The following is a 13,739-nucleotide window of genomic DNA, read 5'->3' as shown; positions in this document are numbered from 1 at the left end:
CGGCCGGACTTTCCGCCTCATGGGGATGAGGTGGGTCAGCGACGCGAGCCCCTCCTGGTTCGGGAGAAGAAGGAAGGTCCTGCCCTCGCGCCGCCTGGCCTTGCTACGAAGGCCGCCACCACCGGTCCACGCCGCCTCGACGAGCCAATAGCTGGATGTCGGCGAGCGGACGGACGCCTGCCCGGACCGGACCAATCGACAAACGGTCAGGCGCGGTCGGCCGCTGCCCTGCCCCCAACGAGTTCGTCGCCCTCGCTCCGCGCGATCACGCCTGTCACCGCCAGGTCGGCGACGATGTTGCCCACCGTGCGGAAGGTGTCGGGAATGGTCTCCACCGCGATCAGCAGCGCCAGTGGCTCGATCGGAATGCCCATCGCCAGGCTGATCGGGGCAATGGAGGTGATAAAGCTGATCTGCCCGGGCAGGCTGACCGCGCCGATGGACGCGATCGCCGCCACCGCGATCCCGATCAGCAAGGACGGCAGCGGAATGGCGATGCCGAACCAGTGCGCGACATAGACCACCACGCCGATGTTCATCGCCGGCCCGGTCGCCCGGAACAGCGCCACCGCCATCGGCAGCAGTATGTCGGCCCGCCGCTCGTCCACCCCGAGGATTTCTGCTCCGGTCAGCATGGCCGGCAAGGAGGCCAGCGACGAGCGGGTGGATCCTGCCACCGCCGCCGGCCCGGCGATCGCCTTGAGGAACAAACCCGGCCGGATCCGCGCAACCAGGATGCCGACCAACAGCGCGGCGACCAGCACCACGATGCCCAGCAGCGACACCAACACTACATAGTGCGCCACTGCGCCCAGCGCCGATCCGCCCGCCCCCGCACCGACCGTGAAGGCCAGTGCCAGCACACCGGCCGGCGCCAGCCACAGCACCCACCCGATCACCATCAGCATCGCATCGCCGACCGCCTCGAAGAAGCCGAGCGCCGCCCGCCGCCGCTCCTCGGCGACGCGGGCGAGAGCAAAGGCGAATACCACGGTGAAGAACACGAGCGGCAGGATCTGGTCGTTGGCCGCGGCAGCGATCGGGTTGGGCGGGATGATCGACTTGAAGAAGTCGGCCACGCTCGGGACCGCCGCCGCGGTTTGCGACTGGTCGACACCGGCCAGCCCGGCCCGCAGCGCCGCGGCACCCTCCGCGGGTAGCGGAAAGACCTGGGTCAGCAGCTGCATCCCGAACCCGCCTACGGCGGCCGAGAAGACGTAAAAGGCCATGAACCAGGCGACTGCCTTGGCGGCGATGCCGCCGGCGCGGGCGGCGTCCGCGCTGCCGACGATGCCGTTGACCAGCAGGGCAATGACCAGCGGGATCACCGTCATCCGGAGCGCATCGAGCCACAGCCCGCCGACCAGCCCCGCGGCCTGCACCAGCGGCTCGCGCCAGCCGTCGCCCGAGCGCCCGGCAACGATGCCGAGCACCAGGCCGAGCAGCAGCATTGCGAGGATCAGCCACGCGCCGCCGCCGGCCTTCTTCGGGCGCTCCGTCGGCTGCTCGGCCACCGCGCTCATCGGACCTTACGGAACTTCAGCACGACGCGGTCGGTCTGCCCACGGATCGCCTTGTCGAACACCAGCAGCGTATGGTTGTCGGCCGGATTGCGCAGCAGCGGGCTCTCCGCCTCCAGCTTGAACCCGGCCCGCTCGAAGTCGGCGCGGATCACGGCCGGGTCGATCCGGTGCAGCTTTTCGACGCTCTGGCGCGGCTCGCTGCCGGCGATGGCGACATGGTCGACCACGCCGACGACGCCGCCCGGCTTCATCGCCGCGTACAACCGCCGGGTGAAATTGGCCGGGTCCATTCGCGGCAGGCCACGCTGCGTGCTCTCCCAATAGACGTCGTGGTAGTCGAGGTTGATCAGCGCAAAGTCATAAGCCGCGGCCGGCCACTCCGGAGCCTGGAATGGGCTGACGATCACCTGCACGTTGGGCTGCTTGCCTGGACCCGTCGACCACTTCTCCAGCGCGGTCGCCGTATAGAACTGGCTCGGCTGCCACACGGTGACCCGTCCGCGCGGGCCGACCACCGGCGCGGTGATCTCGGCCCAGTAGCCGTTGAGGCCGAACATATCGAGCACCTTCATGCCCCGCTTCAGCCCGAAGAAGCTCAGCAGCTCGGCCGGCCGCCGGCTCGCGTCCAGCTTGACGTTGTCGGGATCGCGCGCGGCCGTCGCGCCGACGGCATTGGCGATGGTCGGCGTCGGCGCCGCAATGGTCGGAGCGGCCCCCGCGAGCATGGCGAAGGCGAGAAGCGGACCGGTTATGCGCATGGCTGAAATCCTCCCTGTTCCCCTGCGGTAGCCCGACCGCGCCCGCCGTTCCAGTCGGCAGGAGTGTGTGCGCCTTAAGGCATGGTCCAGCGGATGCGGGCATGATCCACAACCCTCGCCGCCTTTCCAAGGGTCAAGATCGTCCCGCCACGCAGCCTCGCAGGTATCAGGGGACCTGCCCCAGGTTGACCCACGGGATCGTAGCCGCGTCGATCGCGCGGGTCGGCTTCCCGTCGGCCGCCACCGCAGGCCGGTACCGGGCCCGCTCCCGCAGGATCATGCAGGTTCTGGCGTCCAGTGACGCTACCCCGCTCGTTGCCGTCAGGGTGCAGTCCGCAACTCGGCCCTCCTCGTTGATCAGGAGCAGCGCACTCGTCGTTCCGCTCTGATCGCCGAAGAGCGCCGTATCCGGATAATCGTGGTCGCCATCGAACAGACTTGGCAACGGCTGCGTGGCCGCCGCACGACTCTTTAGCGGCGCCGCCGGGTCGCTGCCCTGGTCCCAATGGCGGTGCAGGTTCTCGGCACATTCGTTCAGCAGTTGCAGCACAGACGTGATGCTCGGGACGGCAAGCCTTGCGTGCAAGCCGGTCACCGGGGCTTCTCCAGAAACGTTCTTGATGGAGAAGGACAGCTCGCTGGCCTGCCCTGCCATGGCCGCATCGACGTCCGCCTTGGGCACGTTGGCAACGTAGAACCGAAGCTTCTGCCGGCCCGTCGGCTCGTAGCGGAGAACACTGATCTTGTGACCGGGCGCCGTTCCCCACGCCAGTGCGCCCTCTACCTGAGCCGCGTTCCGGGCTCCGCCAGGAGTGGCTTTCGAGATCACCATCTGCAGGATGCCACTGGTTGCCGGAGCCTTCAGCATCAGGACCAGCGGCGCATTTGCATCGCCATACTGCCGGCTGGCGACGCATTGGTTCTCGTCGAAGTTGACCTGCCACTTGGATGTCGGCTGCAGCGCGGCGCCCGCCGCCGCGACAATGAGCGACAATGCAATCACGTGTTTTCCCCCTGATACGCTTACCCCACCCTGTTCTGCGTTGTCCTAAGTCCCTTGTCGATCACTTCGGCTCGCTTGGGCGACGGACGGTCCCGCCGACCGCCGGCCGCGCGAACCCAAACTGGGTTTCGGCGCGTTGAGCCGACGATTTCCACCCCAAGACAGGAGTAAACGCACATGGCTGACACCGCCGGCGTCGGAACGCTTGAAACCCTCACCACCACCCTCATCGACAGCATCAACGGCTACAAGGACGCGGCGCAGAACGCCGAAGGCAGCCGCTTCCAGGAGCTGTTCCGCTCCATGGCCGACGAGCGCAGCAAGGTCGCCGAGGACCTCCGCTCCGAGATCCGCCGCCTGGGCGGCAACCCGCCGGATGATGGCAGCTTCCTGGGCGCCACCCACCAGCGCTTCCTGGACCTCAAGTCCGCGATCACCGGCCGCAATGATGAGTCGATCATCAACGAGGTCGAGCGCGGCGAGGACTATCTCAAGGAGAAGTTCGAAACGGCGCTGAACAGCCAGGACCTGCCGGCGGACAGCCGCTCCGTGATCGAGCGCGCCTACCAGTCGGTTCGCCAGGGCCACGACCGCGTGAGCAGCCTCAAGCACGGCCTGCAGGCCTGACATGGGCCTGTTCGACAAGATCAAGGGCGCCATCTTCGGCCACAAGGATCCGGGTCCAGGCAACCGGCCCCAGATCCCGGCCGGCATGGCCGGCGGCCCGCCGCTGCAGCAGCAGGGACAGCAGCCGCAGTTCCAGCAGGGCGGCGCAACCACCGCCCAGCCGCAGCAGGGGCAGACCGTCGATGTGGAGCAGGCGCTGACCCAGATCGCCCAGCAGAAAGGCAATCCGGACCTCAATTGGCGCACTTCCATCGTCGACCTGATGAAGCTGCTCGGCATCGACAGCAGCCTCGACAACCGCAAGGAACTGGCGCGTGAGCTCGGCTACACGGGCGCGCTCGACGGCAGTGCCGAGATGAATATCTGGCTGCACAAGGCCACCATGCGACAATTGGCTGCCAATGGCGGCAAAGTGCCGCAGAACATGCTAGATTAGGATTGCGCTGATCGGCGTGCCGGAGGGGCGGTGGCAGCAATGCCGCCGCCCCTTTCCGTTCACCCCGCCGCTCAGGGCAGCCGCACCAGCATCATCTCCGCGACGGCGGATGTCGGCGTTCCTGCGGCGCCGGACGCCTCGACCGCATAAGGTGCGGAGAACAGCTGCTGACAGGTAGGACGGCGCTGCGGCTGTGGCAGGCCGCGGACATCGTCGGTCTGCAGACTGCAGCCGGTTACCTTGCCCTGCGCGTCGATCGCCAGCTTGGCGGCGACGTTGATCACCGGTTCGCCTACCGGCGCCGTTCCCTCGCGACCTCCGCCAAACGGGGTCAGGCGGGCAAAGGACACGAACCTGACCTCGCGGCCACGTGCATCCTTGGGCGCCACCTGATCGATCACCTGCAACGTGCCGCGGCTCTGGCAATTGTTGATGAAGGTCGGTGCATTCCTGGTCCGCTCCTCCGTGCAGCGCCGCACCTGGCCGTCGATCAGCGTGAACGTAACCGTGCTTGCCCACGACTTCAGCGGTACGCGCGGCTGCGGCGGCAGGACCCAGCGGATCGTGGTCCGCGTCGCTCCATCAACGCTTGCGCCCATCGCGTCCTTCGCCGGCGCAAAGCGAGCCCGCGCGCGCAGCAGGCGGCAGGTGGCGACGTCCAGCGCCACGCTGCCGCTGCTGCGCTCGATCGCGCAGGCGGTGACCCGGCCCTGATCGGAGATGGTCAGCGCAGCGCCGACCGTTCCTTGCTGTCCAAGGCGCAGCGCTTCGGCCGGATAGTCATTGGGACTGAGCAGCGCCGGCAGCGGACCAATCGGGGTGGGCGGCACGGCCCGCTGGAACAGCGCGGGTGCCGGCATGGGCGACGGTAGCGGCGCCGGGGTGACGGTAACCGGCGGCGGCACGGAGATGACCGGCGGTGGCACGGTCGGCACGGCGGCAGCGATCAGCGCGAGGGAAACAATCAACGCAATACCTCACCAAGGGAACAAGCCGAGCGGCGCCCAGGCTAGCGGCGCGCGATCAACCGCTCAATGGCATGGTGGTGGGCCTGCTCGTCCCCGGCCATCCGCTCCAGCGCCTCCTTCAACTGGATCAGCTCATGCTCGGACAGATGCTCGATCCCGATGAAGGCGTTGCGCGCGGTGTGCACGGCGCGGATCAGCTCATCGAGCTTGGCCTGGATTGCGCTCGCGTCCCGGTTCTGCGCGTTCTGGATCAGGAACACCATCAAAAACGTGACGATGGTGGTGCCCGTGTTGATCACCAGCTGCCACGTGTCGGACCAGCCGAACACGGGCCCCGACAGCGCCCACACCACAATGATCGCGACCGCTAGGATGAAGGCCCACGGGCGCCCGGCCGCCGCGGCCACCTTGCCCGATACGCGCTCGAACAGCCGGTTCACCCGCGCGACTGCGCCTCAACCGGCGGCCGCGCGCTGGTCAGCGTCGCCGCCACCCCCGTGAGGATCAACAAGCCAAGCAGAGCCTTGATCATGCCCCATTCCTCCCCAGGGGCGATGCTACTCTGCTTCGTCGTGAAGGCAATGCCCTCCTCGCCTAGCCGACCCTGGTCAGGACCGCCGCCGCGGTAGCGACCAGTCTCTCCGCCTCTTCGGTCACGGCAAACAGCTGTGCCTCGGCGAACAACTGCGACTTACCGGCCTTCACGACGGAGCCGCGGGCGATGAATCGCTCGCCCTTGGCCGAGCTGAGGAACTGGGTGGTCATCTGCAGGGTGACCACAGGACCCGCCAGCGTCGCAGCCGCATAGCCGCACACCGTGTCCAACGCCGCACACTGCACTCCCGCGTGCAGCGCCGCCGCATGGTTCAGCAGTTCGCGCGCGCTCGCGAAGTGGATTTCCGCTGTGCCCTCGCCCGCTTGTGCCACCTCGAACCCGGTCACCCGGTGGAAAGGCGAGGCATGATTGGCAGCGTCCAGTGCCATCTTGAGACCAGCTGCTTGGTCCACCGTCCAGCTCCCCTCGTGCAAAGCGCCCTGCGTAGCGCAATCCGGTCAGATCCGGAAAGCAGGCCGAGGATCGCGCTAACACGGCAGCCACGCGAAATGGGGGCCGGCATCGCTGCCAGCCCCCACTGCGCCGAGTCTTGGCTCTGCCGGTGTTCGCTTGTTCGCGGGGCATCTTGGGGACCCCCGCCTTCCACGATCCTTGCTCACCAGCTCAGGCGTCGCGTCCGTTTCGATCGCCGCTCCCTTGTCGGAAGCCTTCCCCGGTTCCGCCGGCCGGCCGCCTTTCGGCGACTGCCCTGCTTCGACCGGTTCTGCCGTCGCTCGCCATCCAGCCTCCTTGCGGGAGCTTTCCGGTGGCCCATCCACCCTTGCGGGCGAACCGGCTTCGCTTCGGCTGTCCTCCTGCCCGGCCGCTCCGGCGGTCCTTGCGGCCGCTGCCTTCGCTAGTCCGGACCCTCGGACCGGGCCTGGTTCCTTATCGAAGCCAGACCACCAATCGTCGTTCCGCGGCCCTTCTTGGACTGATCGCTCGTTGCGCCCTGCCAACCCGGTCCGAAGACCGGCCCTGCTGTGCGTGACGAGGAAGATCAGCTCTTCCGGCGCCTCTTGCCGACATCGCTCTCCGGAGATCCTCCGCGAGTGGTGCCGGCATCCTGGGGAAGCTGGTCCTGCTCACGAATTCCACTCCGGCGCCTTCGCCGGCGGAGATCGGTGCTTTGAGCCCCTTCCAGTCTGGTCCGGTTCCTTGCGGAGCCCTTCCGTTCCGGCCGGGGCCGCTGCCCCCGATCACCCTTGCAGGATGCTGTGATTTCCGATTCGCGCCAACCGGATTCGCCAACGCCAAGCCTGTGGATAACGGGGAAATGGCGCATAAACGGCTCGCTTGCCCGGCCACGTCCCGTGTTGCCGTTCCGTTCCGCCGCGCCTACCTCGTTCGGCGTGTCCGACTCTGCCGCCCTGCCCGCCTCCCAGCCTGATCCAGCTTACGTCAGCGGCCTCAACCCGCCGCAGCGCGAAGCCGTGCTCACCACCGAGGGCCCGGTCCTCGTCCTCGCAGGCGCCGGCACGGGCAAAACCGCGGCGCTGACCGCCCGGCTTGCCCACCTTATCGCCACCCGCCGCGCCTGGCCGAGCCAGATCCTCGCCGTCACCTTCACCAACAAGGCGGCGCGCGAGATGAAGGAGCGCGTGAGCCGGATCAGCAACGGTGCGATCGAGGGCATGCCGTGGCTCGGCACCTTCCACTCGATCGGCGCCAAGATGCTCCGCATCCATGCCGAGCTGGCCGGGCTGCAGTCGAACTTCACCATTCTCGACACCGACGACCAGCTGCGCCTCTTGAAGCAGCTGATCGCCGCCGCCGACCTCGACGAGAAACGCTGGCCCGCCCGCCAACTCGCCGCCTGCATCGACCGCTGGAAGAACAAGGGCTGGATCCCGGCCGACATCGACGCGGGCGAGAGCGAGGCGTTCGCCAACGGCCGCGGCGGCGAGCTCTATGCGCAGTACCAGGACCGGCTGAAGGCGCTCAACGCCTGCGACTTCGGCGACCTGCTGCTGCACATGCTGACCGTGTTCCGCACCCACCCTGACGTGCTGGAGCATTACCGCGACCGCTTCCGCTACATCCTGGTCGACGAATACCAGGACACCAACGCCGTCCAGTACGACTGGCTGCGGCTGCTGGCCGAGCCGCGCCGCAACATCTGCTGCGTCGGCGACGACGACCAGTCGATCTACTCGTGGCGCGGGGCGGAGGTCGCCAACATCCTCCGCTTCGAGGCCGACTTCCCCGGCGCCACCACCATCCGGCTGGAGCAGAATTACCGTTCCACCCCCCACATCCTCGGCGCCGCCAGCGGCCTCATCGCCCACAACAGCGGCCGCCTCGGCAAGACGCTGTGGACGGAGATCGATGCCGGCGACAAGGTTCGGGTGATCGGCGTCTGGGACGGCCCGGAAGAAGCCCGTCGCATCGGCGACGACGTTGAATCCATGCAGCGCCGCGGCGGCAGCCTCGATGACGTCGCCATCCTTGTCCGCGCCCAGTTCCAGACCCGCGAGTTCGAGGAACGCTTCATCGCGATCGGCCTGCCCTACCAGATCGTGGGCGGCTTCCGCTTCTACGAGCGCGCCGAGATCCGCGACGCCCTCGCCTATCTTCGCCTCGTCCAGAGCCCGGCCGACGACCTCGCCTTCGAGCGCATCGTCAACACGCCCAAGCGTGGCCTGGGTGACAAGGCGGTCGCCGCTATCCACCGCCACGCGCGGGCCGCCGGCCTGCCCCTGCTGCTCGCCGCCGCCCAGATGCTCGACAGCGACGAGCTCACGCCGCAGGCCCGCCGCAGCCTCGGCCGCTTCGTCGGCGACTTCGGGCGGTGGCGCACCATGCATGCCCAGAATTTGGCGGACGCCGAGAACGCCGCGCTGCAGCCCACCGGCAGCACCTTTGACGCGGCCACCTTCACCAAGGGCCGCTCCGCCCCGCACGCCGACCTCGCCCGCCTCCTGCTCGAAGAGTCGGGCTACACCGCCGCGCTCCAGGCTGAGAAGTCGGCCGAGGCCGCGGGCCGGCTCGAGAACCTGGCCGAGCTCGCCCGCGCCATGGAGGAGTACGAGACGCTCTCCGCCTTCCTCGAGCACGTCAGCCTGGTGATGGACAATGACGCGGCGCGCGGCGAGCCCAAGGTCACCATCATGACCATTCACGCGGCCAAAGGGCTGGAGTTCCCGGTCGTGTTCCTCGCCGGCTGGGAAGAAGGCGTGTTCCCTTCCCAGCGCGCGATCGACGAAGGCGGCCTTGCCAGCCTGGAGGAGGAGCGCCGCCTCGCCTACGTCGCCATCACCCGCGCCCGGCGCGAGGCGACCATCCTCCACGCCGCCAACCGCCGCATCTACGGCCAGTGGACCAGCTCCATTCCCAGCCGCTTCATCGCCGAGCTTCCGCCCGAGCATATCGAGAGCGAAACCACCATGACCGGCGGCGAGTCCCTATGGCGCGCCCAGTGGAGCGAGCGCGAGGACCCATTCGCCCACCTCGCCTACGGCGGCACCCAGCGCGCCACCACCCGCGGCCCCGGCTACCAGCGCGCCGCCTCCGACTTCCGCGCCCAGCTGGATGACCGCTCCAGCGGCGCCCGGCCGGCCGGCGCCTACGGCAGCGGTCCGTCCGAAGTCCGCGCCTCCGCCATCAGCCTTGGCAACAAGGGCCGCAGCGACCTCGCGCTCGGCCAGCGCGTGTTCCACGGCAAGTTCGGCTACGGCACCATTGCGCTCATTGAGGGCAACAAGCTGGAGATCGATTTCGAGCACGCCGGCCGCAAGCGCGTGCTCGACAGCTTCGTCAGCGCCGGCTGAGCGGGAACCCGCAGAGGTCCAGCCCGGTTCTCGCAACATGTCCGAAACCGCCGAAAAGACCGACCCCGAGCTGTGGGAGAAGATCAAGGCGCGCGTCACCGCCGGTGAGAAGGGCGGCGACAAAGGCGAATGGTCGGCCCGCAAGGCGCAGCTGGCGGTGGCCGAGTACAAGAAGGCGGGCGGTGGCTATCGCGGCAACAAGGACCCCCACAATCATCTCGCCGAGTGGACCCGCGAGGAGTGGGGCACCAGGTCGGGCAAGGACAGCGGCGAGACGCACGAGCGCTACCTGCCGAAAAAGGCGCGTGAGGCGCTCACCGACGAGGAATATGCCCGCACCACCGCCGCCAAGCGCGCCGACACCCGCAAAGGCAAGCAGTTCTCCGCCCAGCCCGCCGACGTCGCCGCCAAGGTCGCCCGCGCCCGCGATGGGCACGAGACCAGGGCCGAACTCATGGAACGCGCCCGCAAGCACGACATCAAGGGCCGCTCGCGCATGACCAAGGCCCAGCTCGAAGCGGCGCTGCGCTGACCCCCCGCGTTGCCCTGCTCCGGGCGATCAACGCCGGTGTCGCACTGCCGATGGCCGACCTCCGCCGCATCGCCGTCGAAGCCGGTCTGGCCAACCCGCGCACCTACATTGCCAGCGGCAACCTGCTGTTCGACAGCCCCATACCGGATGCCGAGGCCAGGCAGCTACTGGAAGCCGGCCTCGCCGCCCACACAGGCAAGCCCATCTGGCTGACCCTCCGGACCGGCGCCGAACTAGCCGCCCTCACTGCCGCCAACCCCTTCCCGGACCACCCCGGCAATCGCGTGTTCGTCACCTTCCTCCATGCGGACCCGCCGCCTGACGCCCTCGCCCAAGCCCGCCATCGAAGCGACGAACAGCTCGCCCTCGGCCCGCGGGCCATCATCGTCCACTACCCCACCGGCCTCGGCCATAGCCGTCTCGTCATCCCCGCGTTGAAGGCGGGGACGGCCCGGAACATGAACACGGTGGCGAAGCTGGCGGAGCTGGCGCGAGGCAGTTAGTAATGCGTATCCAACTACCCAGCCGCGCCGATACCAGGATCGACAATCGGGAAATTGAGCCGACGAACAAGCGCCGCGAACCGCTCGTCGGCTCGCAATGATCTGAGATACGGGTCGCGCATCGTCGACATGAGGCCCGGGTCCTTGACCCGCTCCGCCACGGTCAGCGCCGCGAACGCAGGCTCCGTCTTCCCGGCAAGCGCGTAAATCTGGGCGTATTGGTAGCTCGCATAGTCGGCGAACATCTTGCGCAGCTCGGCAATGGCTTGGTCCACGCCATCCTGCCGGCCCTCCTTTGCAGCAACGGCGCCGGCGACGAAAGGACGGTTGAAATCGCCGTCCGACAGTCCCTGGCTCGTGCGCAGCGCCGCCGCATGATCCCGGCTGTCGATGTAGGTATAGGCCAGCTGGGTCAGGGCGTTGGCATTGGTCGGCGACAATTCGACCGCCTTCCGGCCGGCGGTGATCGCCTCGTCCAGGCGGCCGGCGAGCCTGAGCACAAGCGTGAGCAACGAAAAGGCCGTCGGCGACAGCGGGTCGAGCGAGACCGCGGCACGGGCCGCTTGTTCGGCCTCCTCGAGGGTGCCGATCCACGGCAGGGCGTTCAATGACCGGACCAGCACGTTGCTGGTAGTCGGAGCCAGCTCAATCGCCTTGCGAAAGCCGGCCAATGCAGCCGGATAGCGCAGGCTGCCGCGATCCAGGTCGGCCAGCGCTGCATAGCCCGGGCCGAAGCCCGGCGCCAAAGCGACGCCATGCCGGATCGTGCGCTCGGCATCCGCCAGCCACCTGGCGCCGTCCTGTTCGTCCGATGCGAACTGGCCGGCATAGCTCGCCTGCAACTGGCCCACGCTCAGCACTGCCCGGGCATATTTCGGGTCACGCTCGATCGCCTTGCGGTTGAGCGCGATCACCGTTGGCAGCACTTCCTTGGTGAGGCCCTGGACGCGCAGCAACTCGGCGCCTTGCAGCACATAGTCCTGCGCGACCGGGTCGTTGGTGCCGCCGATCTCGACTGCCTTGCGCAGCACCCCGACGGCGACGCTGAGCGCGGTAGCGACCCGCTCGGCGATGTCGGACTGGACCCGGATGGCGTCGCCCACTGCCCGGTCGTAATTCTCGGCCCAGGCCTGGACGCCGTCCTTGCCGGCGATCAGCTGTGCGCTGACCCGCATCTTCTCGTCGGAGCGACGAACGCTGCCGGTCAGGATATGACTGACGCCGAGCGACTTGACGATGGTGGCGGTGTCCTTCTGCGCCACCGCCTCCGTGCTGGTCCGGCCGATCACTTCCAGCCCGGCCCGGGACAGCGCGCCGCGCAGCTCCTCGGCGAGACCGTCGGCGAAATAATCCTGCCCGCCGCCCGACAGGTTGGAGAAGGGCAGGATGACGATCCGGCCGGCCTTGGCGGAAGTGGGTCGAAGCAGCGCATAGCCTCCGACCGCCGCGACTGCAGCCAGGGCCGCACCGCCACCGATCACCGTGCGGCGCGATGGGCCAGTGTTCGCAGCTTGCCCCGATGCGCGCTCGGCGGACGGCAGGTGCCGGCCTTGCTTGACGGTCTCGATCGCCGACAGAAGGGCAACGAAGCCGTCGTGTTCTCCATTGCCGTCCCACCCCGACAGGTCGATCGCCTGGACCTCGCGGAAGCCGAGTGGCGGACGCACCGGGTCGATGGTGATCGGGAGATACCGACCGCTCTCCTGCGCCACACCGGCCTCGTCGCGGACGAACCGGCCCTCGGGCCCGACCGAACGCTCGGACCAGGCGACCACCACGCATTTGGCGGCATCGAGCTGCTGCGCGATGGACTCGCGCCAGTTCTCGCCGCCGCCGATCCGCGCATCCCACCACACCTCGTGCCCCGCAGCCTTGAGCGCGTCGACCAGCGGCCGGACGCGCGGGCGATCCTCGGCCTTGTACGACAGGAATATGTCAGTCATCCGCGTTACCCGACACGAGCCAATCCCCCACTGACACGCTCGGAAACCGGCAAGACCGAACAGGCATGCCCCGCCCGTTCGCCTCGCCTGCTTCCACACAAAGCGCGTTAACGATGGTCGGGTAACGGTCGTCGCGCAAGGCTCTGCTGCTGGTGCTTGCCCCGGATCAGGATGCTGGTGAGTTGCCCGGGCTGATCACGGCCGCGGCCGAGCCATGTTGACGAGAGCGGCGCCGCCGGTTCTTGTGTCCAATCAGCAGGGGACCGTCGCCCATGAAGATGTCCGCTCAGGCCAGCCTCGCCCTTGCTTCCATGGCCGTGCTGCTGTCCGGCTGCCGTCCCTACGGCTGCGACACGGACGAATGCGTCCGACAGGCGCCCTTTGCTCGCGCGAAGCATTGCTACGCCGCTTACGAGGCCGCCGTGCACGTGCTGCGCGATCCCCGGACGCGTACGCAGATTGACGCCCGGGAGGGCCTGATGGAGAGCCAGGCGGCGCACCACCTGAACGCTGCCCTGACCAGCGGGCGCGAGCTCGGGCTCGACCGGACCCGCATCTACGGCGAACTGGAACGCGAACGAATGGCCTACCTCGGCCCGTTCATCACGCGGGCGACGACACCGGCCCAATATGCCGCCCTGGTCGACACCGTGAACAACTGCGAGACCGCCGAAGACCTCTGAGCCACTCGCAACGACCGGACGGGCGTAAGCGGCTGCACCGCAAGCCTATGGCTGGGGCGGAACCCGTTTCCGCGCGGTTCGCTGACTCGCCGACCCCTGCCAAGGAGACCAGCTATGCCATCCGCAGTCATCTACCGCATGATCCTGCCCGAGCACGAATGCCCTTACGGCCGCCGCGCCAAGGAGCTGCTCGACGACAATAATTTCGAGGTGGAGGAGCACATTCTCGCAAGCCGCGACGAGGTGGAGGCCTTCAAGGCCGAGCACGGAGTCTCGACCACCCCGCTGATCTGGGTCGACGGCACGCTCATCGGCGGCTGCAGCGACCTGGAGAAGTTCATGACCGCCCACGCCTGATCCGGACCTATGCGGCGTCGCTCGATCTCGCGGCGCCGCCC

At 68.2% G+C, this 13,739-nt stretch carries 14 protein-coding genes; 7 read left to right on the top strand and 7 right to left on the bottom strand.

The genetic code is table 11. From position 1 onward, the window contains the following. Positions 1-206: 206 nt before the first annotated feature. From OMW55_RS12175 to OMW55_RS12165, 3 genes are all read right to left on the bottom strand, one after another. Positions 207-1,523 (bottom strand): dicarboxylate/amino acid:cation symporter, encoded by a 1,317-nt coding sequence (locus OMW55_RS12175; protein WP_264883462.1) that lies wholly within the window; start codon positions 1,521-1,523, stop codon positions 207-209. Beyond that, complete coding sequence (locus OMW55_RS12170; RefSeq protein WP_264883460.1) at positions 1,520-2,281, bottom strand: class I SAM-dependent methyltransferase; 762 nt, start codon at positions 2,279-2,281, stop codon at positions 1,520-1,522. Before OMW55_RS12170 ends, OMW55_RS12175 begins: the two co-directional genes overlap by 4 nt. A gap of 166 nt (positions 2,282-2,447) precedes the next feature. After that, positions 2,448-3,284: an energy transducer TonB gene (locus tag OMW55_RS12165; RefSeq protein ID WP_264883459.1), complete on the bottom strand. Its 837-nt coding sequence runs from the start codon at positions 3,282-3,284 to the stop codon at positions 2,448-2,450. A gap of 177 nt (positions 3,285-3,461) precedes the next feature. Between OMW55_RS12165 and OMW55_RS12160 the strand changes: the two genes are divergently transcribed. Together OMW55_RS12160 and OMW55_RS12155 are read left to right on the top strand one after the other, a co-directional pair. Further along, positions 3,462-3,911: a ferritin-like domain-containing protein gene (locus OMW55_RS12160; RefSeq protein WP_264883457.1), complete on the top strand. Its 450-nt coding sequence runs from the start codon at positions 3,462-3,464 to the stop codon at positions 3,909-3,911. Position 3,912: 1 nt separating this feature from the next. Further along, positions 3,913-4,347, top strand: coding sequence for a DUF3597 domain-containing protein (locus tag OMW55_RS12155; protein ID WP_264883455.1), 435 nt, complete (start codon positions 3,913-3,915; stop codon positions 4,345-4,347). Between the two features lie 71 nt (positions 4,348-4,418). Here the strand turns inward: OMW55_RS12155 and OMW55_RS12150 are convergent, their stop codons facing one another. The 3 genes from OMW55_RS12150 to OMW55_RS12140 all read right to left on the bottom strand — a co-directional run bounded on the left by OMW55_RS12150 (position 4,419) and on the right by OMW55_RS12140 (position 6,299). Continuing rightward, entirely contained in the window at positions 4,419-5,315 is an 897-nt protein-coding gene (locus OMW55_RS12150; RefSeq protein ID WP_264883453.1) for an energy transducer TonB, read from the bottom strand. A 41-nt stretch (positions 5,316-5,356) separates the two neighbouring features. Then, the gene (locus tag OMW55_RS12145; RefSeq protein ID WP_264883451.1) at positions 5,357-5,755 is read right to left on the bottom strand and encodes a low affinity iron permease family protein; all 399 of its coding nucleotides are present in this window, start codon (positions 5,753-5,755) and stop codon (positions 5,357-5,359) included. 154 nt (positions 5,756-5,909) lie between these two features. Next, positions 5,910-6,299: a PaaI family thioesterase gene (locus OMW55_RS12140; RefSeq protein ID WP_264883449.1), complete on the bottom strand. Its 390-nt coding sequence runs from the start codon at positions 6,297-6,299 to the stop codon at positions 5,910-5,912. Between the two features lie 963 nt (positions 6,300-7,262). Here OMW55_RS12140 and OMW55_RS12135 point away from each other — a divergent pair. From OMW55_RS12135 to OMW55_RS12125, 3 genes are read left to right on the top strand one after another with little or no spacing between them, the layout of a single operon-like run. Continuing rightward, positions 7,263-9,680, top strand: a complete 2,418-nt coding sequence (locus OMW55_RS12135; RefSeq protein ID WP_264883447.1) for an ATP-dependent helicase — start codon at positions 7,263-7,265, stop codon at positions 9,678-9,680. Between the two features lie 37 nt (positions 9,681-9,717). After that, positions 9,718-10,212: a hypothetical protein gene (locus tag OMW55_RS12130; protein ID WP_264883445.1), complete on the top strand. Its 495-nt coding sequence runs from the start codon at positions 9,718-9,720 to the stop codon at positions 10,210-10,212. Then, the gene (locus OMW55_RS12125) at positions 10,209-10,715 is read left to right on the top strand and encodes a DUF1697 domain-containing protein (RefSeq protein ID WP_319950678.1); all 507 of its coding nucleotides are present in this window, start codon (positions 10,209-10,211) and stop codon (positions 10,713-10,715) included. Before OMW55_RS12130 ends, OMW55_RS12125 begins: the two co-directional genes overlap by 4 nt. Before the next feature lie 14 nt (positions 10,716-10,729). Here OMW55_RS12125 and OMW55_RS12120 read toward each other — a convergent pair whose 3' ends face one another. Next, on the bottom strand, positions 10,730-12,658 hold the full coding sequence (locus OMW55_RS12120; protein ID WP_264883443.1) for a TIR domain-containing protein: 1,929 nt from the start codon (positions 12,656-12,658) through the stop codon (positions 10,730-10,732). Between the two features lie 272 nt (positions 12,659-12,930). On the opposite strand from OMW55_RS12120, the gene OMW55_RS12115 reads away from it, so the two are divergent. Together OMW55_RS12115 and OMW55_RS12110 are read left to right on the top strand one after the other, a co-directional pair. Then, positions 12,931-13,341 carry a hypothetical protein gene (locus OMW55_RS12115; RefSeq protein WP_264883441.1) on the top strand — a complete coding sequence of 137 codons (411 nt, stop codon included), beginning with the start codon at positions 12,931-12,933 and terminating at the stop codon, positions 13,339-13,341. Between the two features lie 114 nt (positions 13,342-13,455). Then, entirely contained in the window at positions 13,456-13,698 is a 243-nt protein-coding gene (locus OMW55_RS12110; RefSeq protein WP_264883440.1) for a glutaredoxin domain-containing protein, read from the top strand. The last annotated feature ends 41 nt before the right edge of the window (positions 13,699-13,739 follow it).

The sequence above is a fragment of the Sphingomonas arvum genome (assembly GCF_026013565.1).
Classification (GTDB): Bacteria; Pseudomonadota; Alphaproteobacteria; order Sphingomonadales; family Sphingomonadaceae; genus Sphingomicrobium; species Sphingomicrobium arvum.
The sequence above is the reverse complement of the archived record's forward strand: the minus strand, read 5'-3'. Positions and strand labels throughout refer to the sequence as shown.

What these genes read in the sequence shown, in the direction of transcription:
- OMW55_RS12160 (WP_264883457.1), top strand. Translation starts at nt 3,462, where the DNA reads ATGGCTGACACCGCCGGCGTCGGAACGCTTGAAACCCTCACCACCACC.
- OMW55_RS12155 (WP_264883455.1), top strand. Translation starts at nt 3,913, where the DNA reads ATGGGCCTGTTCGACAAGATCAAGGGCGCCATCTTCGGCCACAAGGAT.
- OMW55_RS12140 (WP_264883449.1), bottom strand. Translation starts at nt 6,299, where the DNA reads ATGGCACTGGACGCTGCCAATCATGCCTCGCCTTTCCACCGGGTGACC.
- OMW55_RS12175 (WP_264883462.1), bottom strand. Translation starts at nt 1,523, where the DNA reads ATGAGCGCGGTGGCCGAGCAGCCGACGGAGCGCCCGAAGAAGGCCGGC.
- OMW55_RS12120 (WP_264883443.1), bottom strand. Translation starts at nt 12,658, where the DNA reads ATGACTGACATATTCCTGTCGTACAAGGCCGAGGATCGCCCGCGCGTC.
- OMW55_RS12110 (WP_264883440.1), top strand. Translation starts at nt 13,456, where the DNA reads ATGCCATCCGCAGTCATCTACCGCATGATCCTGCCCGAGCACGAATGC.
- OMW55_RS12115 (WP_264883441.1), top strand. Translation starts at nt 12,931, where the DNA reads ATGAAGATGTCCGCTCAGGCCAGCCTCGCCCTTGCTTCCATGGCCGTG.
- OMW55_RS12130 (WP_264883445.1), top strand. Translation starts at nt 9,718, where the DNA reads ATGTCCGAAACCGCCGAAAAGACCGACCCCGAGCTGTGGGAGAAGATC.
- OMW55_RS12170 (WP_264883460.1), bottom strand. Translation starts at nt 2,281, where the DNA reads ATGCGCATAACCGGTCCGCTTCTCGCCTTCGCCATGCTCGCGGGGGCC.